Genomic DNA, 25,772 nt, shown 5'->3' with positions numbered 1-25,772 from the left:
TTAAGCAGTGGCCAGCCAGCGCGTTAAACGCGCCCCAAAGGCGGCCTGACTTTCCAGTAACTCTTCTCCCGTCACCAACGGTGCCGGACGTGTAATCACGATGCAGGGGATTCCGGCATCCAGACAGGGTTGAACCTTTTCCTGATAACCACCTTCAGCGCCAGATGCTTTGGTGATCACCACATCAGCCTGGCACTGGCGATAAAACGCGGCGTTGAACTCGGCGCTAAACGGCCCGCACAGTGCGAAGATTTCACCGACGCCAAATCCCAGATCCGCGCATTGCTGAATGACCTCAGGAACAGGCAGAACGCGCGCCAGCAGCGTTTTTTCAGGCAACCCTTCGCGCCAGATGGCCAGATCTTTACTGCCGGTCGTCAGCAGTACACGATCGCCGAAGCGTCGCGCTACCTCACAGGCTTGCGGAATGCTTTGTACGGTATACAGGTGCGGGTGAGTTAAACCACTCAACTGCTCAGGGCGCTGGTAGCGGCTCAGCAGTACGCCCGCCGCTTCGCAGGCGCTCATGATGTTGCGGCTCACCACCTCGGCGTACGGATGTGAGGCATCGATCACCCAGCGCGTCCGATTTTCCTGTAGCCAGGCAATCATTTGTTCGCGCTCCAGACGCCCGCAGCGCACCTGGCCTTTGATGTCTCCCGCCAGTTGTTTCCCTGTTGGGGTTGCAACTGACAGGGTGTAGGCCACGTTTGCCGCATCCAGTTGCTGGCACAGCATGCGCGCATCGCTCGTACCGCCCATGACCAGCACATCACCGTAATTCACAGCACATAACCTCGTGGTGTGATCATCAGGCCGTCCTGAACATAGGTTGTTTTGTTACCCACGATCACAAGGCTGGTCATATCAACCGGTTCGAAATCCATTTCACCGAGCGTGGTTAACCATTTTTCCTGCTTTTTACGTCCGGCAGACTTCACAATACCCACCGGCGTTTGTGCGCTTTTGCTGGCGGAAAGCAGCTCAAATGCGCGCGCCAGATGACCTTCGCGACCCCGACTGCGCGGGTTGTAGAAACAGATAACAAAGTCTGCTTCACCGGCGGCAACGATGCGTTTTTCGATAACCGGCCACGGAGTTAACAGATCGCTTAAGCTGATGTGGCAGAAATCGTGCATCAGCGGCGCACCCAGCAAAGAGGCCGCGGCAATACTGGCGGTCATGCCAGGGATGAGCCTGACCTCAACGTCCAGCTTTTGCTTGCTGACCAGTTCGAGCACCAGCCCGGCCATACCGTAAATCCCCGCGTCACCGCTACTGATCAGCGCCACGTTGTGACCCGCCTGTGCCAGTTCGATCGCCGCCTGGCAGCGTTCAATCTCTTTGCACATTCCGGTTTTGATCACCTGCTTGTCACCCGTGAACGCTTTTACCAGATGGGTGTAGGTTTTATAGCCAACGATGATTTCCGCTGCCTGCAGTGCTTCAACGGCTTCCATGGTCATCATTGCCTGCGAGCCAGGGCCAATTCCAATTACGCTTAACATCAGTGTGAAACTCCCAAAGTGATAGTGACGCCCTGTTCTCGCAGGGTCTCGCCCAACAGTTTTCCGTGGCTCAACAGCCAAGCTGCAGGACCGGAAACGCTTCCTGTACCCACCGTTTTGCGAACAAACGATGAGGCTGGAAAACGGTGCTCATGCTCACGCAGCGCGTCAGCAGTAAAGGTTTCGAAAGGAACGCGGCAGCACGAAGCCAGTTGGATAAGTCCCTGTTCATCCTTTTTCAGCGTGATGCTGCCAATCGCTTTTAGTGCCAACGGATCGAGCTGTTGAGCTTCAAGTTGCCGGGCAAGCAGCGCAGCCAGCAGAGGGAACGGCGTATCACGGCGACAGCCAATTCCGGCCACAACCCGCTGTGGCACCAACTTCCAGTGCGGAACAGGCAGGTCAGGTAAATTGGTGCGTAAGGTGATGCACACCAACGCATCCAGTTCAGGGAGCTGGTTGAGATCGGTTACCGTGATAAATCCGCGCCGGTCGCAATGGCTGACATCCTGCGTCAGTTCGTCATCCCACCACAGACCAACCCGCTTATTGCTGACCAGCATCTGATTCACGATTTTCACCGCCGAACGGAAATCACTCATCCGGGCATTCAGTTGAAATGCCAGCGTATCCAGTGCCGCCATATCGTTCACATCCGTCGCGGTAGTGATAACCGGGTCAGCGCCCAACATGCCCGCCAGATAACGCGCCAATGCATTGGCACCGCCCGCGTGACCGGAGAGCAGGCTGATGACATGCTGGGCACGTTCATCAATGACCACCACCGCCGGATCGCAGAATTTGTCATTGACCAGCGGGGCCAGTACGCGCACCGCAATGCCGGTCGCACCGATAAAAATCAGCGCCGAGTAATTCGTAAACGCTTCGCGGGCGGTATTCGCAAAGCCGTTTTCAAAGGGAATAAACCCCTCCTCCAGCAGCTTTTCACTGGTAAAACAGGTAACCGGCAGCATGGCTGCCAGACGTTTCGCCAGCACAACGCCACCAGGAGTCAGGCAAAAAAGCGCAATTGACTCAGGCTTTACGGTATTCATGGCTAAAGTCCGCCGCATAGAGTTTGGAGTAGTGATACTCCGAGCCCAGGAAATTACCGACCAGAATAAGGGCCGTTTTACGGATGCCCGCATCGCGAACCTTGTCGCCAATATCCGCCAGGGTCCCGCGCACGGTCTGACTTTCCGGCCAGGTCGCTTTATAGATCACCGCCACGGGCGTGGTCGCCGGATAGCCGCCTTCAATCAGACGCTCAGCTACCCGATGAATGCGCTGAACGGAAAGATAAATAGCCATTGATGTCTGGTGGCTGGCAAAAGACTCCAGCTGTTCACGCTCTGGTACCGGGGTGCGGCCTTCCAGGCGCGTAATGATCAGGCTCTGTGAAACTTCGGGCACGGTATACTCAACTCCCAGCTCTGCCGCCGCGCCGAGGAACGCGCTGACGCCGGGCACCACCTGCCAGTCAATCCCGCGTTTGGTCAGCTCCTCACCCTGCTCGCGTACGGAACCGTACAACGAGACATCGCCGGTTTGCAGGCGCACAACGGTCTTGCCCGCTTTCACTCCGGCTTCCATCAGATCAAGGATCTGCTCCAGATGCAGTTCGGCACTGTCGTGACATTCAGCACCGGCAGGGCAATACTCCAGCAATTCAGTGTTAATCAGCGATCCGGCGTAGATAACAACCTGCGCCTGCTGCAGCAACCGGTAACCTTTGAGGGTAATCAGCTCGCGATCGCCAGGACCTGCGCCAACAAACCACACGCTACGGGGATCAAAAATCTCAGACATGGTTTCCTTCCTTCTGACAGGCGATAACAAATACGGGGTTATTCGGTTTAAAATAGTGACCATTGCCAAGCGTGGTAAGCGAGGAAACCTGTAGCTGCAGGCAATCCACTCCCTGTACGCCAAGATGATCCAGATGTGCCAGCGCGGTGTTGAGGTTTTCCTGGAGGATAAACGTCATCACCAAACGCCCTGCGGGATGCAATTGGCGCATCGACCAGTCAATCAGTTCGGTCAGATGGCCGCCGCTGCCGCCCATAAAAATGGCATCGGCTTTTTCCGCGATGGTCATGGGAGCAACGCCGGGAAAAATATCGATATTTGCGCAGGCAAAATGCTGGCGGTTTTCATCCAGCAACCTGAGCGCAGCCGGGTTACGTTCGATGGCCGTTACACGTAATCCGGGATATTGCAACGCCGCCTCTATCGACACGCTGCCGGTTCCGGCACCAATATCAATCAGGTGACTGACGCGGTGTAATTCAAGTTTTGAGAGGGCAAGTGCGCGTACCGCTTCTTTGGTCATCGGCACTTTCTCTCCACGCAGAAACAGCTCATCTTTCATCAAGGATCACCACTGCATTCATGTCATATTCAGCGTTAACTTCACGCACAGGCAGGAAATGGATCTGTTCGTTTTCCATCGCCAGGTTTTCGCCAATCACCATCCAGCGATGCCCCTTGCCTCGGGCAATGAGCTGCTGCGCGATTTCACGCGGGCCACACAGCGCATCAGTCACCATCGCCACCTTGTTATGTCGCGCCAGCTCATCAAAACAGACGCTGCGGCCATGGCTACTGGTCAGCCACATATCGTTCATATCAATACCGGACTGCGCGCACAGGTACTGCACCGCACTAATGCCGGGAATAATCCGCACATTCTCAATACCAAAATGCGCCACCATGCGCGTCCCGATGCCGTAAAACAGGGGATCGCCAGACGCCAGTACCACAACATGCTTCTCCTGGTGCGCGCTAATCCAGCTCAGGAGTTCCGGGATATTGGTGCCAAGAGCAAACTGTTCACCGGCAAAATCCGGGAATTGCTGCAAATGCCGCTTTCCACCGACCAGAACATCCGCCGTCGCGACCGCTTCTCGTGCGGCAGGCGTCATCAAATGCAAACCGGCGGGGCCCATCCCTACAACGGTTAACATTGCATCTCCTCAGCAATTTCTGCGACCGGACGATTACTTCCAAGAACCTGATTATCAAAAGAAAACATGATGGCATCGCAGGTCGGTGGATTTTTGGTAAAGCGCAATGTTTGCAGGACACGCATACAAATGCGCTGAGCCAGATGGTCATAAATGTGCTGGAAACCGTACGCCTCGATATGTTCCATCGCCGCTTCGGTGGTATCGCACTCGCTGACCAACGTCAGCAGTTCCAGCGGTGCGCCAAGTAGCGCGAGGTGAGCCACCAGCGTTTCCATGCGGGCATCGGCAATATGGCTATGAGTGTGGAAGATCCCCGCCGCGATTTTGATGAGCTTACCGGGGTGCCCCACCAGTACGATTTGTCGGAACCCCAGACGTACGGCTTCTTCGATCATGTAACCGACAAAGTTGCTCATGGTGACCACAACCTGGGTGTCGATACCCATCTGCTCGCGCACAAAACGCTCGCCGTGGTTTCCCGGCACCAGTACAACACGCTCCAGCCCTGCCGCCCGCTTAATTTCCAGCTCAAGCGACAGTGAACGCTTCCAGCTCTCTTCTGACATCGGCGTGACAATACCCGTGGTGCCGATAATCGAAATGCCGCCAAGAATGCCAAGGCGAGAGTTGTAGGTTTTTTGCGCCCGTTCTTCGCCTTCTGGCGCGAAGATTTCAATCTGCGCCCCACGATTTGGGCCAATCGCTTCGCGGACGGCAGATTCAATGGTCTGGCGAGGTGTACGGTTAATCGCCGAACTGCCCACCGGCAGGCCAATCCCTTTGCGGGTTACCGTACCGACCCCTTCACCGCCCTGTAAGGCAATCACGCCACTATCGTCTAACGTCACACGGGCAAAAATCAGCATGCCGTGGGTGGCGTCCACATCATCTCCACCGTCTTTGCGGATGGCCGCTATTGCCTGCTGCCCTTCGATATGCGGTGACTCCACGTTCAGGCACAGCGTCACCCCGGAAGGCGTCACGATGGAAACCTGATGGATGAGGTGTTGGCGCAATACCATCAACGCGGCAACTTTTGCCGCCGCCGTGGCGCACGATCCCGTGGTATACCCTTTACGCAGCGCTTTACCGTTGTGCCACACCGGCGTATCGAAGGCCTCGCTCATCGCGCCCCCTGCATGTGATAAAGCATGGCGTTGACGATAGCGGCGGCGACATTGCTTCCCCCTTTGCGGCCTAACGCTGCAATGGCGGGCAAATTGCTTTGGGTCAGGGCATCTTTCGACTCTTCAGCACCAACGAATCCGACCGGTACACCCACCACACCGCTAACGGCAACATCATGCTCAAGCAGGCGGAACAGCGCAGTCGGCGCGTTGCCAAAGACAAACAGCTTTTCCCCCTCTTCCTTCACCGCAATGTCGACTGCCGCCATGGACCGGGTAATACCCTGCTCTTTTGCCGTACGCACAACCCGCGGGTCGCTGATGTAGCAGCGGCACTCACCGCCGAATTTTGCCAGCAGCGTTTTATTGATCCCGGAAAGCGCCATCGTGGTATCGGTATAAATCACGCTCGAACGGCTAAGCGCCGCACAAAACTGCTCCAGCACATCACTGGAAAACCACAGAATGTCCAGCCAGTCGAAATCTGCCGTCGTGTGAATAACCCGCTTGATAATGGCTTCATGTAACGGACTGGCAAACTGATAGTCCGGACGGGTTTCACGGATGATCTCGCCAATAATGTCGAAACTTTTGGCTTCAATCGCCTGGGGTTGCTGGATGTATTGCATTATGTTGTCCTCAGGCTACACCGACCCACAGCCACCGCAGCGCAATAAACAGCGCCAGTGCCAGCGTCGATGCCACCCACATCAGTCGAATCGTATGGGAAATGTCGTCTACCGAAATGTCACGTTGAGCATCACCGATCCACGGTTTCTCAACGCGCTCGCCAAAGTAGTCATTAGGACCACCCAGCCGAATGCCTAATGCCCCGGCTACGGATGCCTCTGACCATGCACAGTTTGGGCTGCTGTGGTTGTAGCGATCGCGCCAGCCAATCTGTAAAGCTCGCGAGCCGTCTTTACGACATAAAAATGCCGCCACGCCCAGCAACAGCCAGCTCAGTCTTGCAGGAATAAAGTTCGCGACATCGTCCAGACGCGCGCTGACCATACCAATAGCGCGGTATTTTTCATGTTTGTAGCCCACCATGGAGTCAAGGGTGTTTACCGCTTTGTAGGCCATCGCCAGGGGCGCACCGCCGAGGAGGAGAAAGAACAACGGCGCGATAATGCCGTCTACGGTGTTTTCAGCCACGGTTTCCACCACCGCGCGATTGATCTGCTGCGGTTGCAGCTGTGAGGTATCACGCCCCACAATCCATGACAATTTCTCCCGACTCTGAGCAAGGTCACCGGCACGTAGAGGACGTTCGACATCCTGCGCGGCCTTTGCCAGGCAGCGCCCGGCCAGCACGGTAAAGATCATCCATACCTCTACCACCCACCCCAACCAGGGATGAATAGATTCTGCCAGTGCCAGCACGCCCCAGGACACCGCCCAGGTCAGACCAACCACCACAATCCACATCACCGCGCCGCCGATGCGCAGCGCACGGTCGCTATGGCAATAACGCCGAATAACTCGCTGCACGGCAGAAATCAGATTGCCAATCCAGCGCACCGGATGCGGCCAGTTCTGCGGATCGCCGATGATAAAATCAAGCAGCCAGGCAACACACCACGCAAGGATCGTCATAGCGCACTCCTCGCAGCTGCCAGCCAATGGTTAAGCATCTGCGGACGTTGAGCAAAATGAACGTGTAGATAGCTGGCGAAGGTGTTTCCGACCTGCCAGCCGCCGGACCAGGCTTGCAGCGTTTTACCATCGCGCACTTTGCGACAGTTCATTACCGCTGGCGTTTCAGGGGTAAAATCGGAGTAGTGGAATTCATGTCCGCGCAGCACTTCGCCTTCTGCAGCTAACAATGTTTGCTGCGCGGCCTGCGCTTCGCAGTAGCCAAATCGGGTCAGACGTTTCCCCATTTTGCTGTGGCCGGGAATGATATCCGCCATCAGCCAGGTATCGCCGTTGCTGTCCTCAAGCGAACTGCCGAGATACATCAGCCCGCCGCACTCTGCATAAATCGCGACGCCACGTTGATGTGCCTCTCGCAGTTGATTCAGCATCGAGACATTGCGAGCCAGCGCCGCAGCGTGTAGCTCAGGATATCCTCCACCTAACCAGATCATCTGACAGTCCGGCAAACAGGTGTCGTGCAACGGGCTAAAACGAACAATATTTAGCCCCGTACGTTCCAGCAGCGTAATGTTATCCGGGTAGTAGAAGTTGAAGGCTTCGTCATCGGCAATGGCAACCGTTAGCCCTGCTCCGGCGTCTGCGGCAGGCAGCGCGGGCCATTCGCCAGCAGGAGGATTGGTTGACTGGCTTAGTGTCAGCAGCGCGTCGATATCAAGGGTTTGCTCCAGCGTCGCGGCAAAAGCCTGCCACGGTTGCTGATTGATAACCGACTCACGTGCGGTTACTAAACCCAGATGACGTTCGGGAAGGGCAACGCCCTCCATACGGGGTACGTAGCCCAAGACGGGTACATCGCAGTAACGTTCGATTGCGACTTTCAGTAACTGGTAATGCGTTTCGCTGTTAACCCGATTAACAATAACGCCGGCGATGTTCAGGGTGGGATCAAAATGCTGAAAACCCATTACCGTTGCGGCGATTGAAGTGGAAACGGCTTTGCCATCAACCAGTAAGATGACCGGACAGCCTAACTGTTTAGCCATCGCGGCGGTGCTGCAGTAGTTTGGATCGGTACCATAGCCGTCATACAGCCCCATCACACCTTCAATAACGGCGATATCCGCATGTTGCATCTGCTCGTTGAATAGAGCGTTCAGCGTGGGGACGGGAAGCATGAAGCTATCAAGATTGCGGGAAGCGGTACCGCATACCGCTGTATGCCAGCCGGTATCAAGGTAATCAGGACCCACTTTGCAAGGTTGGACGCGCAAACCGCGTTTTTTCAACAAGCTCAACAAGCCCAGCGTCACCGTGGTTTTACCACAGCCGCTTCCGGTACCTGCAAGAACAAATGCGTGAAAATTGGCCGCCATACCCTGATCCTGTTCAGGGTGGTAGGGGTGTAGAGATACCCAGTCTCTCGACTGTATGCATCTGAACCACCCACTTCCCACCGAAGTTGTTGGTAGTCACTGACAGGCAGGTCTTCTGGCTTAGCGTCATCCTCACCCGTCCTTCCCAATCTTGCGATCAGTGGTCCATACGGGGTCGTCAGCATCACAGCAGCGGGGGCTGCGGGGGATTCTCACCCCCTTCCCTACCACAAATGTGGCAAACCTGTCAGTTCAAGAGCCTGGTTAATTAAGCTCTCTGTTATGAGGTAAATTCACGACCTCATGACAATAATTCAATTTAATATCTTTCCGAGTTCATTCAGCCAATTTTCTGGCCTTAACCCACTTATTCACACGTTCACTTTTTGAATGAAAGTATCAGCTAAGAATAAAGAAAATCATTCACACAGACACTGTATCTCATCACAAAAATAAAAACTGGTGCAGTTTATCCCTCTAATACCATTATTTTATTGCGCTATGACAATTTATTGACTGCTGTTGTCACATTTCATTTTATAATGACTAACATAGCGCCCGATATCAAAAATCGGCAATAGCAAAATATTGCTATTTAAGCGGATTCACCGCGTGAAATGACATTTATTTGCTGGCGAAATGCCTGCGGCGTAACCTGATAGGTCTGGCGGAAAACTTTGCAAAAATAACTTGTTTGCGAAAAGCCTAAATTACGCGCAATGCTGGCTATACTCCAGTCACTGTGACAAAGCAGCTCTTTGGCACTGGCCATTCTTTGCTGGTTTACCCATGCGTTAAAACCAATACCCTGATATTTTTTGAACAATTTGCTGAAATAGTACGGGCTAAGGAAAACATGAGAGGCAACATCTTCCAGACGTAGATCGTCTGATAAATGTGCATCAATATAGCGCAGGGCTTTTTTCATTTTACTGTCATGAGGGTTGGTACTACGGTTAGCGCGTACCGGCTCTGACTGCTGCGGGTTATCTTTGATAACAACAAAATTAAGTTGTTTCTTAAGGCAATTTTCGACGATGAGCTTGAGTAAATCCGCTGAAGCAATGACTCGAGAATAGTCCATTTCAGGTACATTACGGAACTCGTTGACCAGTTCGGGATCGGCTTGCCAGCGGTCATCGACGTTCAGAATATCAACGAGGCCAACATCGTTACTTAAGCGTACTTGTCCACAAAGCACAAATCCTACCAGGTGTCCCGCGATGACCAGCGGAATTGAGAAATCGGTAAGTCCGGCATGGCAGCGATAAATGCAGGGTTGATCGGATTTAGAGGCTTCCAACCCTCCACAGCGGTCGCTCATACGACAACGCGTACTATGCTGAGGATGCTGGCGCATCAACTGGCAAAAAGGAGTGAAATTAAAAAGCTCAGAAATTTCATCACCGTGAATATTGACAACCACAACAGCCAGACTGGTGGCCTGTGCAAAATCCTGTGCGATTTTATTAATGAGTTCTGAGTTCAGGGCACTCGCAGAAATCATGATAAAACCTCTCAGTTAATTTATTGTTATAAATAAAACATATTATTCACACATTCATTTTCATCTCGCGATCCAGCGCTCTGATGAAAGTCAGCATTGAACATAACAAAAGTCTCCCATTGTTGGGAGACTTTTTAAGCCGTTCAGGAAACCGGATCACGAAAACAGTTTTTACCTTTCAATAATAAACATCTTTCGTGAAGCTAGCTCTCGTTTTCCTCCAACTTACACGAATTACACGGTAAATTTTTGCCAATAAAATAACGATAAATTGCTGCGCCCGCACAGGCGCCGATGATGGGAGCCACAATCGGCACAATGAAATATGGGATATCACGCCCCCCGGTCATCGCAACATCACCCCACCCGGCCATCCAGGCAAACAATTTAGGACCAAAATCACGTGCCGGGTTCATCGCAAAACCGGTAAGTGGACCGGTTGATGCGCCGATAACAGCAACCAGAATACCAATCAGCAGTGGTGCTAACGGGCCTTTGGGAACACCGTTACCGTCATCCGTTAGCGCCATAATCATCCCCATCAGAATGGAGGTAATCACCACTTCGACCAGTGCGGCCTGCCAGACACTCAGTGCGGCGGCAGGATACGTACTAAAAATGCTGGCAAGTTGCAGGCTTTCCAGACTACCGCGTACCATTTGATGGGCTGATTCATACTCAATAAATAAGCTGCCGTACAACAAATAGGCCAGCATAGCGCCACCAAAGGCCCCCGCTATCTGAGCGACAGAATAAGGTAGTACCTTACGACCCGGAAAACAGGCAAACAACCAAAGTGCGATGGTAATAGCAGGATTGAGATGGGCCCCAGAAATCCCGGCTGTCAGGTAAACTGCAAGCGAGATCCCCAAGCCCCATATGATGCAGATCTCCCACAATCCCAAACTGGCACCCGCGACCTTCAGGGCGCTCAGGCACCCAATACCAAAAAACAAAAAAAGTCCGGTACCCAAAAACTCAGCAATACATTGCGCTCTTAGTGAATCGTTCATTGTGACACCTTCTAAGCAGAGTTCGTGTCTTTACCAGCGGACTCCTTGCTGGCAGGAAGATTACTTCAAGGCTTACTATAAAAATCTGTATCGGCAAATTGTTGGCAATCTGCAAGCGACATGCCCTTAAATATCGTGTTGTGATAGCAAATTCTTGCTATCACCTTTATTAAAGCAGGCGGTAAAACGAGGATTTACCCTATTAAAAGTACATTTTCAAAATAATAAAATATTGCGAACAGCAGAATTCCATTTTCAAATGATCATCACAATTTCATTTTTCTCGCATAGCAAATGATATTTAAACTGTCACTCGGAAAAGTGTAAATATGGAATTAACATAACCAAATAGTCACATTGCCTAAACTAAAAATAACCAACAAAAACAAGTTGTTATAATAATATATGGCAATTTTATCTCACCATAACCCCACTATTTTTTCACTCTTACTTTCAACTCAGCCATTCTTTTTCCTCGCTTCTTTTTATAGTCATGAAAATCGGGACAACCCAGGCGAGGTCTTTATGCAACAAGAAGCGTTAGGAATGGTAGAAACCAAAGGCTTAACTGCAGCCATAGAGGCCGCAGATGCAATGGTGAAGTCAGCCAATGTAATGCTGGTCGGCTACGAAAAAATTGGTTCGGGGCTGGTAACAGTCATTGTCCGTGGCGATGTAGGCGCAGTCAAAGCAGCAACAGATGCAGGTGCCGCCGCAGCCCGTAATGTGGGAGAAGTGAAAGCCGTACACGTCATCCCACGCCCGCATACCGATGTAGAAAAAATCTTACCGAAGGGAATTAGCTAATGAGCAGCAATGAGCTGGTTGAACAGATCATGGCGCAGGTGATTGCTCGCGTGGCAACGCCGGAACAGCAGGCTATCCCTGAAAATAATCCTCCAACACGAGAAACGGCTATGGCAGAGAAAAGCTGCAGTTTAACGGAGTTTGTCGGTACCGCGATTGGCGACACCGTCGGTCTGGTAATCGCCAACGTAGACAGCGCCCTACTGGACGCAATGAAACTTGAAAAACGGTATCGCTCCATTGGCATCCTTGGTGCCCGTACTGGCGCAGGCCCGCACATCATGGCCGCCGATGAAGCGGTAAAAGCCACCAATACTGAAGTCGTCAGTATTGAGTTACCACGTGATACCAAAGGCGGCGCAGGTCATGGCTCGCTGATTATCCTTGGTGGCAACGATGTTTCCGACGTGAAACGTGGCATTGAAGTCGCACTGAAAGAACTTGATCGCACCTTTGGCGATGTTTATGCCAACGAAGCCGGTCACATCGAAATGCAGTACACCGCACGCGCCAGCTACGCGCTGGAAAAAGCCTTTGGCGCACCGATTGGCCGTGCCTGTGGCGTTATCGTCGGCGCGCCGGCATCTGTTGGTGTCCTGATGGCCGATACGGCCCTGAAATCCGCCAACGTGGAAGTTGTGGCCTACAGCTCCCCTACCCATGGCACCAGCTTCAGTAACGAAGCCATTCTGGTTATTTCGGGTGACTCTGGCGCTGTTCGTCAGGCCGTTATCTCCGCCCGTGAAATCGGTAAAACCGTACTCGGGACCCTCGGCTCAGAGCCGAAAAACGATCGTCCGTCCTACATCTGATATCAGTGAGGCTGATTCATGAGATCGAAAAGATTTGAAGCACTGGCGAAGCGCCCTGTGAATCAGGATGGTTTCGTTAAGGAGTGGATCGAAGAAGGCTTCATTGCGATGGAAAGCCCGAACGACCCCAAACCGTCGATTAAAATCGTCAACGGTACAGTCACTGAACTGGACGGTAAATCCGCCAGTGAATTTGACTTAATCGACCATTTCATTGCCCGCTATGGCATTAACCTGGCGCGCGCTGAAGAGGTCATGGCGATGGACTCGGTCAAACTGGCCAATATGCTTTGCGACCCTAACGTAAAGCGCAAAGACATAGTGCCGCTGACCACCGCAATGACGCCGGCAAAAATTGTCGAAGTGGTGTCCCATATGAACGTCGTTGAGATGATGATGGCGATGCAGAAAATGCGCGCTCGTCGTACACCCTCTCAACAAGCGCACGTCACAAACGTCAAAGATAACCCGGTGCAGATTGCCGCTGATGCCGCTGAAGGCGCATGGCGCGGGTTTGACGAACAGGAAACAACCGTTGCCGTTGCGCGTTATGCGCCATTTAACGCCATTGCGCTGTTAGTCGGCTCACAGGTTGGACGCCCAGGCGTATTAACCCAGTGCTCGCTGGAAGAAGCTACCGAACTTAAACTCGGCATGCTAGGCCACACCTGCTACGCGGAAACCATCTCCGTCTATGGTACTGAACCCGTCTTTACCGACGGCGATGACACGCCATGGTCGAAAGGCTTCCTCGCCTCGTCCTATGCTTCCCGTGGTCTGAAAATGCGCTTTACCTCCGGCTCTGGCTCAGAAGTTCAGATGGGTTACGCCGAAGGCAAATCGATGCTTTATCTGGAAGCCCGCTGCATTTACATCACCAAAGCTGCGGGCGTACAGGGCCTGCAAAACGGTTCAGTAAGCTGCATCGGTGTCCCTTCCGCCGTGCCGTCAGGCATTCGTGCAGTGTTGGCTGAAAACCTGATTTGTTCCTCTCTGGATCTGGAATGCGCCTCCAGCAACGACCAAACCTTTACCCACTCGGATATGCGTCGTACTGCTCGTCTGCTGATGCAGTTCCTGCCGGGTACTGACTTCATTTCTTCTGGTTATTCCGCGGTGCCGAACTACGACAACATGTTTGCGGGTTCGAACGAAGATGCTGAAGATTTTGACGACTACAACGTTCTCCAGCGTGACCTGAAAGTAGACGGTGGTCTGCGCCCGGTTCGGGAAGAAGACGTTATCGCCATTCGTAACAAAGCGGCACGTGCGCTGCAGGCCGTCTTTGCCGGGATGGGATTACCACCAATCACTGATGAAGAAGTGGAAGCTGCGACTTACGCCCACGGTTCGAAAGATATGCCGGAACGTAACATCGTTGAAGACATCAAGTTTGCACAAGAGATCATCAATAAAAACCGTAACGGTCTGGAAGTAGTGAAAGCCCTAGCTCAGGGCGGATTTACCGATGTCGCTCAGGACATGCTCAACATCCAGAAAGCCAAGTTAACCGGGGATTACCTGCATACCTCCGCCATTATCGTTGGCGACGGACAGGTGCTATCCGCTGTCAATGATGTTAACGACTATGCCGGTCCGGCAACAGGTTATCGCCTGCAAGGCGAACGCTGGGAAGAGATCAAAAACATCCCTGGCGCACTTGATCCCAACGAGCTTGGCTAAGGGGTGAAAAATGGAAATTAATGAAAAACTGCTGCGCCAGATAATTGAAGATGTGTTGTCTGAAATGCAGACCAGCGACAAACCCGTCTCTTTCCGCGCATCTACAGCGGCAAGCGCACCTCAGGCTGCGGCGACACAGGGAGACAGCTTTCTGACCGAGATTGGTGAAGCCAAACAAGGCCAGCAACAGGACGAAGTGATTATTGCCGTAGGGCCGGCGTTCGGGCTCTCGCAAACCGTCAATATCGTAGGGATCCCGCATAAGAATATCTTGCGCGAAGTGATTGCCGGTATTGAAGAAGAAGGCATTAAAGCGCGCGTTATCCGCTGCTTTAAATCCTCCGATGTGGCGTTTGTCGCCGTTGAGGGGAACCGTCTGAGCGGTTCCGGGATCTCTATCGGCATCCAGTCAAAAGGTACCACGGTTATCCACCAGCAGGGGTTACCGCCGCTTTCAAACCTGGAGCTGTTCCCTCAGGCACCGCTTCTGACGCTGGAAACCTATCGTCAGATCGGTAAAAACGCCGCGCGTTATGCCAAGCGTGAATCTCCGCAACCGGTCCCTACTTTGAATGACCAGATGGCCCGTCCTAAGTACCAGGCCAAATCAGCCATTCTGCACATTAAAGAGACCAAATACGTTGTGACAGGCAAAAACCCGCAGGAACTGCGCGTGGCGCTTTGATAAAGGATACCTCCATGAATACCGACGCAATTGAATCGATGGTTCGGGATGTGTTGAGCCGGATGAACAGCCTGCAAGGCGAGTCCGCGACTCCGCCCGCGGCGAGTTCATCAGCACATACCGCGAAAGTCACGGATTACCCTCTCGCGAATAAACATCCTGAGTGGGTAAAAACTGCGACCAACAAAACGCTGGACGACTTCACGCTTGAAAATGTTCTGAGCAACAAAGTGACCGCGCAGGACATGCGCATCACCCCTGAAACACTGCGCCTGCAGGCGGAAATCGCCAAAGATGCCGGACGTGACAGGCTGGCGATGAACTTCGAGCGCGCAGCCGAGCTAACCGCTGTTCCTGACGATCGCATTCTTGAGATCTACAACGCGCTGCGCCCGTACCGCTCAACAAAAGATGAGCTGATGGCTATCGCCGACGATCTCGAAAATCGTTATCAGGCAAAAATCTGCGCAGCTTTCGTTCGTGAAGCGGCAGCGCTGTACGTTGAGCGTAAAAAACTCAAAGGCGACGACTAACTCAGGGACAGGATCATGCGATATATAGCTGGCATTGACATAGGCAACTCATCAACGGAAGTCGCTCTGGCTACTCTGGATGAGTCTGGCGTGCTGAGCATCACCGGCAGCGCGCTGGCAGAAACCACCGGAATTAAGGGCACATTACGTAATGTGTTTGGCATTCAGGAGGCCCTTACGCTGGCGGCAAAAAACGCCGGTATCAATGTCAGCGATATTTCGCTCATCCGTATTAACGAAGCCACCCCGGTCATTGGCGATGTGGCGATGGAAACAATAACCGAAACCATCATCACTGAATCCACCATGATCGGCCATAACCCTAAAACACCGGGCGGCGTCGGGTTAGGCGTGGGCGTCACTATTACGCCGGAAGACCTTCTCAGTCGCCCGGCGGATACGCCCTATATTCTAGTGGTGTCATCGGCATTTGATTTCGCCGATGTCGCTACGATGATTAATGCCTCCGTCCGTGCCGGATACCAGTTGACTGGCGTTATTTTACAGCAGGACGACGGTGTGTTGGTCAGTAATCGTCTGACTCATCCCCTGCCCATCGTTGATGAAGTCCTTCATATCGACCGTATCCCGTTGGGGATGCTGGCTGCCATTGAGGTCGCTGTACCAGGAAAGGTCATTGAAACCCTTTCTAACCCCTACGGCATTGCAACTGTCTTTGGCCTCAATGCCGATGAGACTAAAAACATTGTTCCGATGGCACGGGCGCTGATCGGCAACCGTTCAGCCGTGGTGGTGAAAACGCCGTCAGGTGATGTGAAAGCGCGAGCGATTCCTGCCGGAAATCTGGAGCTACAGTCTCAGGGTCGTACCGTACGGGTCGACGTTGCCGCGGGCGCCGAAGCGATTATGAAAGCGGTTGGTGAATGCCCAAAACTGGATAACGTTACCGGAGAAGCTGGCACCAATATTGGCGGCATGCTGGAGCATGTGCGCCAGACGATGGCTGAATTAACCAACAAACCCAGTCATGAAATTTTTATTCAGGATCTGCTGGCGGTCGATACCTCGGTTCCCGTCAGTGTGACGGGTGGACTTGCCGGTGAGTTCTCGCTGGAGCAGGCTGTCGGCATAGCCTCCATGGTGAAATCAGACCGCCTGCAAATGGCGATGATTGCCCAGGAGATCAAGCAAAAGTTCAACATTGACGTCCAGGTTGGCGGGGCCGAAGCCGAAGCTGCCATTCTGGGAGCCTTAACAACTCCGGGCACAACACGACCACTGGCTATTCTGGATCTCGGCGCGGGTTCAACCGACGCTTCTATCATCAATCCTAAGGGCGAAATTATTGCCACGCACCTGGCAGGCGCAGGCGATATGGTCACGATGATCATTGCCCGTGAACTGGGTCTGGATGACCGTTATCTCGCTGAAGAAATTAAAAAGTATCCGTTGGCGAAAGTTGAGAGCTTGTTCCACCTTCGCCACGAAGACGGCAGCGTTCAGTTCTTCCCTACGCCTCTCCCACCAACGGTTTTTGCGCGCGTGTGCGTAGTGAAACCCGATGAACTGGTGCCACTGCCTGGTGAACTGGCGCTGGAGAAAGTACGGGCCATTCGTCGCAGCGCCAAGGAGCGCGTTTTCGTTACTAACGCACTCAGAGCGCTACGTCAGGTCAGTCCGACCGGGAACATTCGGGATATTCCCTTTGTGGTACTGGTTGGCGGCTCATCTCTGGATTTTGAAGTTCCACAGCTGGTCACCGATGCTCTGGCGCATTATCGACTGGTTGCCGGGCGCGGCAACATTCGTGGTACCGAAGGTCCGCGCAATGCGGTTGCGACAGGACTGATTCTCTCCTGGCATAAGGCATTCGCTCATGGAAAGTAATCTCACCACACCAGCCATCGTTATCTTCACCAGTGCTGACTGTGCTGACGTCTGGAATGACGTACTGCTGGGTATTGAAGAAGAAGGGATTCCCTTTGTGATTCAGGAGAGTAGCTCAACTGACGTTATCCACAACGCATGGTTGGCCGCCTGCCAGTCTCCATTGCTGGTCGGTATTGGCTGTAGCAGCGAAAAACTGGTCGTGCACTACAAAAACTTACCCACGTCAGCACCACTTTTTACGCTGACGTATCAACAAAATAGCCACGATCGCCGCAGCATTGGTAACAACGCTGCGCGGCTGGTTAAAGGCATTCCGTTCCGGGAATGCCACTCATAACCCACAGGAGAAAAGCAGTATGAATAACGCACTGGGACTGGTTGAAACAAAAGGGCTTGTCGGCGCTATTGAAGCCGCTGATGCCATGGTGAAATCCGCAAACGTGCAGTTGGTTGGTTACGAAAAAATCGGCTCTGGCCTTATCACCGTTATGGTTCGCGGTGATGTCGGCGCGGTGAAAGCAGCCGTAGATGCTGGAAGCGCAGCCGCAAGCGCCGTTGGTGAGGTGAAATCCTGCCACGTTATCCCGCGTCCGCACAGCGACGTTGAAGCCATTTTACCTAAATCCGCATAAGTCGTTGCAACCAAGGAGCACAGCGTGAAGCAATCACTGGGATTACTTGAAGTTAGTGGTCTGGCATTAGCCATCAGTTGCGCGGACGTCATGGCGAAAGCCGCCTCCATCACGCTGGTGGGCCTCGAAAAAACCAACGGCTCAGGCTGGACGGTGATCAAGATAATCGGGGATGTGGCCTCCGTCCAGGCGGCCATTTCCACCGGTGTCAGTTTCGCTGACCAGCGAGATGGACTGGTGGCTCACAAAGTCATTTCCAGACCCGGGGACGGGATCCTGTCGCATAGCGTTGTCCTGGAGCCTGAGCCAACGCCCGAACCCATACCAGCCGTACCGCATGAAGAGATATTTGTAGACCATGATGTACCCGAAGCACCGCAAGATGCAGAGTTGATTAGCTGCAATTTGTGTCTTGATCCTGCCTGCCCTCGCCAAAAAGGCGAGCCGCGCACGCTTTGTCTTCACTCTGGCAAACGAGGTGAAGCGTAATGGATAAACAGCAACTGGAGACCACTGTCGCTAAGGTTCTGGATGAAATGCGCGAGCGCCCGATTCCGCTGGGGATCTCTAATCGTCATATTCATCTGTGCGCTGAAGATTACGGTCGCTTGTTTCCCAATAACCCCATTAGTGAGAAAAAAGGGCTGCTGCAGCCAGGACAATATGCAGCAGAGCAGACTGTCACGCTGGTGGGGCCAAAAGGTCAGTTAAAAAATGTGCGTTTACTCGGCCCGCTGCGCAGTACCAGCCAGGTCGAAATTTCTCGTACCGACGCCCGCACGTTGGGAATTGCTGCTCCGCTGCGGATGTCGGGCAATATTCAGGGCACACCCGGTGTTCGTCTCGTCAGCCCATTTGCTGAACTGGACTTAGCATCTGGGGTGATCGTCGCCCAACGACATATCCATATGTCGCCGCTCGATGCTCTGATTCTGCGGGTTTCCCATGGTGATAAAGTCTCGGTCGCCATTAATGGCGATGAGCGTCGACTGATTTTCGATAACGTCGCCGTACGCGTTTCGCCGGATATGCGCCTCGAAATGCATATCGATACAGACGAAGCCAATGCTGCAGGCGCTGATAATCCCCAGGCATTCGCCACACTGGTGACCTCACGATGAACAACGAACTGCTGCAACGCATTATCGAGGAGGTTGTTTCCCGATTAAAAAAACGCGCAGAAAGCACGCTCACTCTTAGCGTCGCGCAGTTACGGGAAATCGATTCACGGACAGTATGCTGCCAGTACTCGTCGCTCCATCTCCAGCAAGTGGATCTGCCATTACTGGAGCAAATTGCCGAAGGCTGCCCAGCCAACATGTCGGTGGTAACGATTCACGACGCACTAGCATGCGGAGTCCGCGTGAAAATTTCACTACAACACCGATTGTTACCCGCAATCCCCGTGAAAAAACTCGCACGTCTGCCGCTGGAGTTCAATGACGAACGGGGACGAATCATCTTTTTGCATCCTGAGAAGCTTCTCAGCTATGCCGACGTCGCCCAATTAAGGGATGGCGTACTGGTGTTGCGCCGTCGGTGTGTCGTGACGGCTCTGGCTCAGGAAGCAGTCAGTCTGCGGAATGTCCAACTAATTAAGCAGGAGTGAGCTATGCATCTGGCCCGGGTTACAGGCGTTGTGGTTTCCACGCAAAAATCCCCATCACTGGTGGGAAAAAAACTGTTGCTGGTACGTCGGGTAAGTGCTGACGGAGAGCTTCCTGCATCCCCTGTGAGTGGAGATGAAGTCGCTGTTGATTCTGTCGGCGCAGGGACCGGCGAACTGGTATTACTCAGCAGCGGATCCAGCGCCAGACACGTTTTTTCTGGCCCTAATGAGGCCATCGATCTGGCTATCGTCGGCATTGTCGACACGCTTTCTCGTTAGGAGGAACTATGGCGATTTATACCCGCACTGGAGATGCCGGAACAACAGCCCTCTTTACCGGACAGCGCGTGAGCAAAACGCATCCACGCGTGGAAGCCTACGGTACGCTGGACGAACTGAATGCGGCGCTAAGTCTGTGCATTTGTGCAGCGAAAACCCCGCAACACCGGCAGTTACTTGAAAATATCCAGCTGCAGCTTTTTTGGTTCAGCGCCGAACTGGCAAGCGAAAGCGAAGAACCAACGCCAGAGCAGCGCTACATCAGCTCAGAAGAAATTGCGGCACTGGAAGCGGCCATCGATACCGCAATGGGAAGAGTACCGCCCCTGCGCAGCTTTATTCTACCTGGCCGCAGCGAAGCCGCCAGCCGACTGCACTTTGCCCGTACGCTGGCACGCCGCGCAGAGAGACGACTGGTCGAGCTCTCCACCGAGATATCCGTCAGACACGTGCTGATGCGTTATATCAATCGCCTGTCCGACTGCTTATATGCAATTGCACGGGCAGAAGATCATGACGCACATCAAAACGACATCATTCAGAAAGTGGCTGAGCGCTATCTCGCTGCCGTTCAAGCACCAGCCATAAAGGAGCCGACTATGTCTCTGTCTTTTCAGGAGCTCCACCAACTCACTCGCGCTGCGGTGACGAGAGCAGAAGAACTTCAGGTTCCGGTCGTCATAAGCATTGTTGATGCGAACGGGACCCAAATGGTGGCCTGGCGCATGCCTGACGCTTTACTCGTGAGTAGCGAACTGGCACCCAAAAAAGCCTGGACTGCCGTGGCGATGAAAACCGCCACACATGAGCTGACATCGGCAGTGCAACCCGGCGCTGCGCTTTACGGTCTGGAAAGCCATATGCAGGGAAAAGTCGTCACCTTCGGTGGCGGATACGCATTATGGCGTGAGGGTTTACTCCTCGGGGGTCTTGGCATCAGCGGAGGAAGCGTTGAACAGGATATGGACATTGCAGAAACGGCCATTGCGGCGATTAACGTGAGAACACATCAATGAATACTTCAGAACTTGAAACCCTTATTCGTAACATTTTGAGTGAGCAACTCGCCCCGGCAAAAGCAGAAGTTCAGGGTAACGGTATTTTTCCGTCCGTTGGCGAAGCTATCGATGCAGCGCATCAGGCTTTTCTGCGTTACCAGCAATGTCCATTGAAAACCCGCAGCGCCATCATAAACGCCCTACGCGAAGAACTGACGCCTCATCTTGCTTCACTGGCCGCTGAGAGCGCAGCTGAAACAGGAATGGGCAACAAAGAGGATAAATTCCTCAAGAATAAAGCTGCGCTGGACAACACTCCAGGAATCGAAGATCTCACTACCACGGCGTTAACCGGTGACGGCGGCATGGTGTTATTCGAGTATTCCCCATTTGGCGTGATTGGTTCTGTCGCCCCCAGTACTAACCCGACAGAGACCATTATTAACAACAGCATCAGCATGCTGGCGGCAGGGAATAGCGTTTACTTCAGTCCGCATCCGGGTGCTAAAAAGGTTTCACTCAAGCTGATTGCCATGATTGAAGATATTGCTTTCCGTTGCTGCGGAATTCGTAATCTTGTCGTCACGGTCACAGAACCCACTTTTGAGGCTACCCAGCAGATGATGGCGCACCCTAAAATCGCAGTTCTGGCGATTACCGGTGGCCCTGGCATTGTTGCTATGGGCATGAAAAGCGGGAAAAAAGTCATTGGCGCAGGCGCAGGAAATCCACCCTGCATTGTTGATGAAACGGCCGATCTGGTTAAGGCGGCGGAAGATATCATCAATGGCGCATCCTTTGATTACAACCTCCCCTGCATCGCTGAGAAGAGCCTGATTGTTGTTGATGCCGTTGCCGAACGACTGGTTCAACAGATGCAGTCTTTTGGTGCGATGCTTCTCAATAGCGAAGAGGTAGACAAACTGCGCGCTGTCTGTCTACCAGAAGGCATAGCCAATAAAAAACTGGTGGGTAAAAGCCCGGCAACCTTACTGGAAGCAGCAGGAATACCGGTTCCGGCAAAAGCACCTCGATTACTGACAGGCATCGTCAAGGCTGACGACCCGTGGGTTACCAGCGAGCAATTGATGCCAATGCTCCCCGTCGTAACGGTGAGCGATTTTGACAGTGCATTAACGTTGGCCCTGAAAGTTGAAGAGGGATTGCATCACACCGCCATTATGCATTCGCAAAATGTGTCACGTTTGAACCTTGCCGCGCGCACGCTTCAGACCTCCATCTTTGTGAAAAATGGCCCCTCTTACGCCGGGATCGGCGTTGGTGGCGAAGGTTTTACAACCTTCACTATTGCGACGCCAACCGGTGAAGGAACAACATCTGCGCGCACTTTCGCACGCTCTCGTCGTTGCGTGCTGACAAACGGTTTTTCTATTCGCTAATGGGGCCGTTATGAATAGCTTTTCACTGCAAACTCGATTGTACAGCGGCCAGGGAAGTCTGGATGTGCTCAAGCGTTTCACGAATAAGCATATCTGGATTATTTGCGATGGTTTTCTCGCGCGTTCTCCCCTGATTGAAAAGCTGCGCAACGCTCTGCCAGCGGATAACCGCATCAGCATTTTCAGCGATATCACCCCCGATCCCACCATCGGTACGGTAGTACAAGGGATTGCACAAATGCAGTCCCTGCGACCGGACGTCGTGATGGGTTTTGGTGGCGGCTCAGCACTGGACGCCGCAAAAGCCATCGTCTGGTTCAGCCGACAGTTCGGTATTGAAATTGAAACCTGTGTCGCAATTCCCACCACCAGCGGCACAGGCTCCGAGGTAACCAGTGCCTGCGTGATTAGCGATCCGGATAAAGGCATTAAATATCCATTGTTTAATAATGCGCTTTACCCGGACATGGCCATCCTTGATCCAACGTTGGTTGTCAGCGTACCACCTGCCATCACCGCGAATACCGGCATGGACGTGTTAACGCATGCGCTGGAGGCTTACGTGTCCACTAAGGCCAGCGACTTCACAGACGCACTGGCTGAAAAAGCGGCTCAAATCGTCTTCCAGTACCTGCCTGTCGCCGTCAGCAAAGGCGACTGTCTGGCAACCAGGGGGAAAATGCACAATGCATCAACGCTCGCGGGAATGGCATTTAGTCAGGCTGGACTGGGGATCAATCATGCGATTGCCCATCAATTGGGTGGTCAGTTTCATCTGCCGCATGGACTTGCCAATGCGCTGCTGCTGACCCATGTCATTTATTTTAATGCCCGCGATCCGCGAGCTGCGAAGCGCTATGCCCGTTTTGCTAAAGCCTGCCATTTATGCCCGGATAATGCGAACGATACGGCTGCGCTGAATGCGCTCATTCATCAAATTGAGCTTCTCAAAAAACAGTGTGCGTTACCTTCTTTCGTTGACGCGCTTAAAGACGGAAAGCAAGTCTGGTCACAACGTATCCCATCGATGGTTCAGGCCGCGCTGGCTGACGTCACGCTGCAAACCAATCCTCGTGTTGCCGATGCCAGTGCCATGCAGGAACTGCTTGAGGAATTATTATGAAGACAGCCATGACGGCAGAGTCCACGCTTTATGATGCACAGACCATTCGCGAACGCGTTCGCGCAGCGGGTGTTGTCGGAGCCGGAGGCGCAGGCTTTCCTACTCACGTAAAATTACAGGCGCAGGTCGATACCTTTCTGGTCAATGCGGCTGAATGTGAGCCAATGCTGAAAGTTGACCAGCAGTTGATGGCCGTCCAGGCTGAGCGACTTATCCGCGGCGTTCAATATGCCATGACGGCGACGGGAGCCAGTGCCGGAATTATTGCGCTCAAGGAGAAATACCAAGGTGCTATCAATGCATTAACCCCCCTTCTACCTGCCGGGATCCGCTTACATATTTTGCCTGATGTCTACCCGGCTGGTGACGAGGTTCTGACCATCTGGATGGCAACAGGTCGGAGAGTTCCGCCTGCCGCGCTGCCGGTCAGCGTCGGTGTGGTGGTCAATAACGTTCAGACCGTGCTCAACATCGCCAGAGCAGTTGAGCAGCAGTACCCCGTTACGCGTCGCACCCTGACCGTTAACGGTGCAGTCGCCAATCCCATCACACTCACTGTCCCTATCGGAATGTCTTTACGTGACGTTCTGGCGCTGGCCGGTGGCGCAACCGTTGACGATCCCGGCTTTATTAACGGTGGTCCGATGATGGGCGGCCTGATTACTTCACTGGATACCCCCGTAAGCAAGACCACCGGGGGCCTGCTGGTTTTGCCTAAGTCTCATGCGTTGATTCAGCGGCGGATGCAGGATGAACGCACCGTGCTTTCTGTAGCAAAAACCGTTTGCGAGCAGTGCCGTTTGTGTACGGATTTGTGCCCAAGACATTTGATCGGCCATGAATTATCCCCGCACCTGTTGGTTCGTGCGGTTAATTATCAGCAGGCGGCCACACCGCAGCTGCTGCTCACGGCCCTGACCTGTTCAGAATGCAACGTGTGTGAAAGCGTAGCCTGCCCGGTTGGGATTTCACCGATGCGCATCAACCGCATGCTGAAACGCGAACTGCGGGCGCTCAACCATCGTTATGAAGGGCCGCTAAATCCTGAGGATGAAATGGCGAAGTACCGGCTGATCCCGGTTAAGCGCCTTATTACCAAACTGGGTCTTAGCGACTGGTATCACGATGCGCCACTGGCTGAGACTGATTATTCCACAGATAAAACGACGCTGTTGTTACGCCAGCATATTGGTGCCAGCGCCATCCCATGTGTAGAACAAGGCGAATGCGTTGTTCGCGGTCAATGCGTTGCCGATGTGCCGTCCGGTGCGTTAGGCGCGCCTGTTCACGCCAGCATTGACGGTATTGTCAGCGAAATCACTGAGCAATCTATCACGGTAATTAGAGGTTAATCATGTCTCAGGCTATAGGGATTTTAGAACTCACCAGCATTGCCAAAGGAATGGAAGCGGGTGATGCCATGTTAAAAAGCGCGAATGTGAATTTACTGGTCAGCAAGACCATCTGCCCGGGAAAATTTCTACTCATGCTCGGTGGTGACGTAGGTGCCGTACAGCAGGCGATTGCCACTGGAACATCTCTTGCCGGCGATATGCTCGTTGACAGTCTGGTACTCCCCAACATTCATGCCAGCGTACTCCCCGCAATCAGCGGGCTAAACAGCGTGGATAAGCGTCAGGCAGTTGGTATTGTCGAAACATGGAGCGTTGCTGCCTGCATCTGCGCCGCCGACCGGGCGGTTAAAGCCTCCAACGTCACGCTGGTACGCGTCCATATGGCATTTGGTATTGGCGGTAAGTGCTACATGGTCGTTGCTGGCGATGTATCCGATGTGAATAACGCAGTGACGGTTGCCAGTGAAAGTGCGGGTGAAAAAGGCCTGCTGGTTTACCGCTCGGTCATACCTCGCCCGCATGAAAGCATGTGGCGACAAATGGTGGAGGGATAATGGAAAGACAACCCACCACGGATCGAATGATTCAGGAATATGTACCAGGCAAACAGGTCACGCTGGCGCATCTTATTGCTAATCCAGGTAAAGATTTGTTCAAGAAGCTGGGATTACCAGATGCGGTTTCCGCAATCGGTATTCTGACCATTACCCCCAGCGAAGCCTCAATCATCGCCTGTGATATCGCCACGAAATCCGGGGCGGTAGAAATTGGTTTTCTCGACCGGTTTACCGGTGCGGTGGTACTGACGGGTGATGTTTCCGCCGTTGAGTACGCGCTGAAACAGGTAACCCGAACGCTGGGCGAAATGATGCGTTTTACCGCGTGTCCCATTACCCGGACGTAATC

30 protein-coding genes and 1 riboswitch are annotated in these 25,772 nt (G+C 53.2%); of the genes, 18 read left to right on the top strand and 12 right to left on the bottom strand.

The window, feature by feature from the left end; all coding sequences use genetic code 11:
• The 12 genes from SK35_RS09260 to pduF form a co-directional block, all read right to left on the bottom strand.
• Positions 1-786 carry a cobalt-precorrin-6A reductase gene (locus SK35_RS09260; protein WP_048216008.1) on the bottom strand — a complete coding sequence of 262 codons (786 nt, stop codon included), beginning with the start codon at positions 784-786 and terminating at the stop codon, positions 1-3.
• The gene (locus tag SK35_RS09255; protein ID WP_003030278.1) at positions 783-1,508 is read right to left on the bottom strand and encodes a precorrin-3B C(17)-methyltransferase; all 726 of its coding nucleotides are present in this window, start codon (positions 1,506-1,508) and stop codon (positions 783-785) included. Before SK35_RS09255 ends, SK35_RS09260 begins: the two co-directional genes overlap by 4 nt.
• A complete protein-coding gene (gene cbiG / locus SK35_RS09250) occupies positions 1,508-2,563 on the bottom strand; it encodes a cobalt-precorrin 5A hydrolase (RefSeq protein ID WP_003834107.1) in 1,056 nt (351 codons plus the stop codon). Before cbiG ends, SK35_RS09255 begins: the two co-directional genes overlap by 1 nt.
• Positions 2,544-3,317, bottom strand: coding sequence for a cobalt-precorrin-4 methyltransferase (locus SK35_RS09245; protein WP_003030275.1), 774 nt, complete (start codon positions 3,315-3,317; stop codon positions 2,544-2,546). Before SK35_RS09245 ends, cbiG begins: the two co-directional genes overlap by 20 nt.
• Positions 3,310-3,879 carry a decarboxylating cobalt-precorrin-6B (C(15))-methyltransferase gene (locus SK35_RS09240; RefSeq protein WP_048216007.1) on the bottom strand — a complete coding sequence of 190 codons (570 nt, stop codon included), beginning with the start codon at positions 3,877-3,879 and terminating at the stop codon, positions 3,310-3,312. The genes SK35_RS09245 and SK35_RS09240 overlap by 8 nt, the downstream gene beginning before the upstream one ends.
• The gene (locus SK35_RS09235) at positions 3,869-4,474 is read right to left on the bottom strand and encodes a cobalt-precorrin-7 (C(5))-methyltransferase (RefSeq protein WP_048216006.1); all 606 of its coding nucleotides are present in this window, start codon (positions 4,472-4,474) and stop codon (positions 3,869-3,871) included. Before SK35_RS09235 ends, SK35_RS09240 begins: the two co-directional genes overlap by 11 nt.
• Complete coding sequence (cbiD, locus tag SK35_RS09230) at positions 4,468-5,604, bottom strand: cobalt-precorrin-5B (C(1))-methyltransferase CbiD (RefSeq protein WP_048216005.1); 1,137 nt, start codon at positions 5,602-5,604, stop codon at positions 4,468-4,470. Before cbiD ends, SK35_RS09235 begins: the two co-directional genes overlap by 7 nt.
• On the bottom strand, positions 5,601-6,233 hold the full coding sequence (locus SK35_RS09225; protein WP_008785140.1) for a cobalt-precorrin-8 methylmutase: 633 nt from the start codon (positions 6,231-6,233) through the stop codon (positions 5,601-5,603). Before SK35_RS09225 ends, cbiD begins: the two co-directional genes overlap by 4 nt.
• A 10-nt stretch (positions 6,234-6,243) precedes the next feature.
• The gene (cbiB, locus tag SK35_RS09220; protein ID WP_048216004.1) at positions 6,244-7,203 is read right to left on the bottom strand and encodes an adenosylcobinamide-phosphate synthase CbiB; all 960 of its coding nucleotides are present in this window, start codon (positions 7,201-7,203) and stop codon (positions 6,244-6,246) included.
• The gene (locus tag SK35_RS09215; protein ID WP_048216003.1) at positions 7,200-8,579 is read right to left on the bottom strand and encodes a cobyrinate a,c-diamide synthase; all 1,380 of its coding nucleotides are present in this window, start codon (positions 8,577-8,579) and stop codon (positions 7,200-7,202) included. Before SK35_RS09215 ends, cbiB begins: the two co-directional genes overlap by 4 nt.
• 88 nt (positions 8,580-8,667) lie before the next feature.
• Positions 8,668-8,842: riboswitch (cobalamin riboswitch) on the bottom strand.
• A 332-nt stretch (positions 8,843-9,174) separates the two neighbouring features.
• Positions 9,175-10,086 carry a transcriptional regulator PocR gene (gene pocR / locus SK35_RS09210; RefSeq protein WP_003834122.1) on the bottom strand — a complete coding sequence of 304 codons (912 nt, stop codon included), beginning with the start codon at positions 10,084-10,086 and terminating at the stop codon, positions 9,175-9,177.
• 203 nt (positions 10,087-10,289) lie between these two features.
• Complete coding sequence (gene pduF, locus SK35_RS09205; protein ID WP_003030258.1) at positions 10,290-11,099, bottom strand: propanediol diffusion facilitator PduF; 810 nt, start codon at positions 11,097-11,099, stop codon at positions 10,290-10,292.
• Positions 11,100-11,624: 525 nt separating this feature from the next.
• On the opposite strand from pduF, the gene pduA reads away from it, so the two are divergent.
• The 18 genes from pduA to pduU are packed head-to-tail and all read left to right on the top strand — an operon-like array spanning position 11,625 to position 25,770.
• Positions 11,625-11,906 (top strand): propanediol utilization microcompartment protein PduA, encoded by a 282-nt coding sequence (gene pduA / locus SK35_RS09200; RefSeq protein WP_003030255.1) that lies wholly within the window; start codon positions 11,625-11,627, stop codon positions 11,904-11,906.
• A complete protein-coding gene (gene pduB / locus SK35_RS09195) occupies positions 11,906-12,718 on the top strand; it encodes a propanediol utilization microcompartment protein PduB (protein WP_048216002.1) in 813 nt (270 codons plus the stop codon). Before pduA ends, pduB begins: the two co-directional genes overlap by 1 nt.
• Positions 12,719-12,736: 18 nt before the next feature.
• On the top strand, positions 12,737-14,401 hold the full coding sequence (pduC, locus tag SK35_RS09190; RefSeq protein WP_003030249.1) for a propanediol dehydratase large subunit PduC: 1,665 nt from the start codon (positions 12,737-12,739) through the stop codon (positions 14,399-14,401).
• A gap of 10 nt (positions 14,402-14,411) precedes the next feature.
• A complete protein-coding gene (pduD, locus tag SK35_RS09185) occupies positions 14,412-15,086 on the top strand; it encodes a propanediol dehydratase medium subunit PduD (protein ID WP_003834131.1) in 675 nt (224 codons plus the stop codon).
• 14 nt (positions 15,087-15,100) lie between these two features.
• A complete protein-coding gene (pduE, locus tag SK35_RS09180; protein WP_003030243.1) occupies positions 15,101-15,619 on the top strand; it encodes a propanediol dehydratase small subunit PduE in 519 nt (172 codons plus the stop codon).
• 15 nt (positions 15,620-15,634) lie between these two features.
• A complete protein-coding gene (locus SK35_RS09175) occupies positions 15,635-17,467 on the top strand; it encodes a diol dehydratase reactivase subunit alpha (RefSeq protein ID WP_048216001.1) in 1,833 nt (610 codons plus the stop codon).
• Complete coding sequence (locus SK35_RS09170) at positions 17,457-17,807, top strand: glycerol dehydratase reactivase beta/small subunit family protein (protein ID WP_048216000.1); 351 nt, start codon at positions 17,457-17,459, stop codon at positions 17,805-17,807. Before SK35_RS09175 ends, SK35_RS09170 begins: the two co-directional genes overlap by 11 nt.
• A 19-nt stretch (positions 17,808-17,826) precedes the next feature.
• Entirely contained in the window at positions 17,827-18,102 is a 276-nt protein-coding gene (gene pduJ / locus SK35_RS09165) for a propanediol utilization microcompartment protein PduJ (RefSeq protein WP_001057752.1), read from the top strand.
• A 24-nt stretch (positions 18,103-18,126) separates the two neighbouring features.
• Positions 18,127-18,591 carry a BMC domain-containing protein gene (locus SK35_RS09160; RefSeq protein ID WP_032943897.1) on the top strand — a complete coding sequence of 155 codons (465 nt, stop codon included), beginning with the start codon at positions 18,127-18,129 and terminating at the stop codon, positions 18,589-18,591.
• The gene (locus SK35_RS09155) at positions 18,591-19,223 is read left to right on the top strand and encodes a phosphate propanoyltransferase (protein WP_048215999.1); all 633 of its coding nucleotides are present in this window, start codon (positions 18,591-18,593) and stop codon (positions 19,221-19,223) included. Before SK35_RS09160 ends, SK35_RS09155 begins: the two co-directional genes overlap by 1 nt.
• The gene (gene pduM, locus SK35_RS09150) at positions 19,220-19,711 is read left to right on the top strand and encodes a microcompartment protein PduM (RefSeq protein WP_048215998.1); all 492 of its coding nucleotides are present in this window, start codon (positions 19,220-19,222) and stop codon (positions 19,709-19,711) included. The genes SK35_RS09155 and pduM overlap by 4 nt, the downstream gene beginning before the upstream one ends.
• Positions 19,712-19,714: 3 nt before the next feature.
• The gene (locus tag SK35_RS09145; protein ID WP_003030211.1) at positions 19,715-19,990 is read left to right on the top strand and encodes a EutN/CcmL family microcompartment protein; all 276 of its coding nucleotides are present in this window, start codon (positions 19,715-19,717) and stop codon (positions 19,988-19,990) included.
• 8 nt (positions 19,991-19,998) lie between these two features.
• Positions 19,999-21,006 carry a two-domain cob(I)yrinic acid a,c-diamide adenosyltransferase PduO gene (gene pduO, locus SK35_RS09140; RefSeq protein ID WP_048215997.1) on the top strand — a complete coding sequence of 336 codons (1,008 nt, stop codon included), beginning with the start codon at positions 19,999-20,001 and terminating at the stop codon, positions 21,004-21,006.
• Entirely contained in the window at positions 21,003-22,388 is a 1,386-nt protein-coding gene (gene pduP, locus SK35_RS09135; RefSeq protein WP_048215996.1) for a CoA-acylating propionaldehyde dehydrogenase PduP, read from the top strand. Before pduO ends, pduP begins: the two co-directional genes overlap by 4 nt.
• Before the next feature lie 10 nt (positions 22,389-22,398).
• Positions 22,399-23,511, top strand: coding sequence for a 1-propanol dehydrogenase PduQ (locus tag SK35_RS09130; RefSeq protein WP_048215995.1), 1,113 nt, complete (start codon positions 22,399-22,401; stop codon positions 23,509-23,511).
• Positions 23,508-24,863: a cobalamin reductase PduS gene (pduS, locus tag SK35_RS09125; RefSeq protein WP_048215994.1), complete on the top strand. Its 1,356-nt coding sequence runs from the start codon at positions 23,508-23,510 to the stop codon at positions 24,861-24,863. Before SK35_RS09130 ends, pduS begins: the two co-directional genes overlap by 4 nt.
• A 2-nt stretch (positions 24,864-24,865) precedes the next feature.
• Positions 24,866-25,420, top strand: a complete 555-nt coding sequence (gene pduT, locus SK35_RS09120; protein ID WP_003030201.1) for a propanediol utilization microcompartment protein PduT — start codon at positions 24,866-24,868, stop codon at positions 25,418-25,420.
• A complete protein-coding gene (gene pduU / locus SK35_RS09115) occupies positions 25,420-25,770 on the top strand; it encodes a propanediol utilization microcompartment protein PduU (protein WP_008785151.1) in 351 nt (116 codons plus the stop codon). Before pduT ends, pduU begins: the two co-directional genes overlap by 1 nt.
• Positions 25,771-25,772: the final 2 nt, after the last annotated feature.

It is taken from the genome of Citrobacter sp. MGH105, assembly GCF_001037485.2.
Taxonomy (GTDB): Bacteria; Pseudomonadota; Gammaproteobacteria; order Enterobacterales; family Enterobacteriaceae; genus Citrobacter; species Citrobacter portucalensis.
Note: the sequence above shows the minus strand (reverse complement) of the source record. Positions and strands in the feature narration are given on the sequence as shown.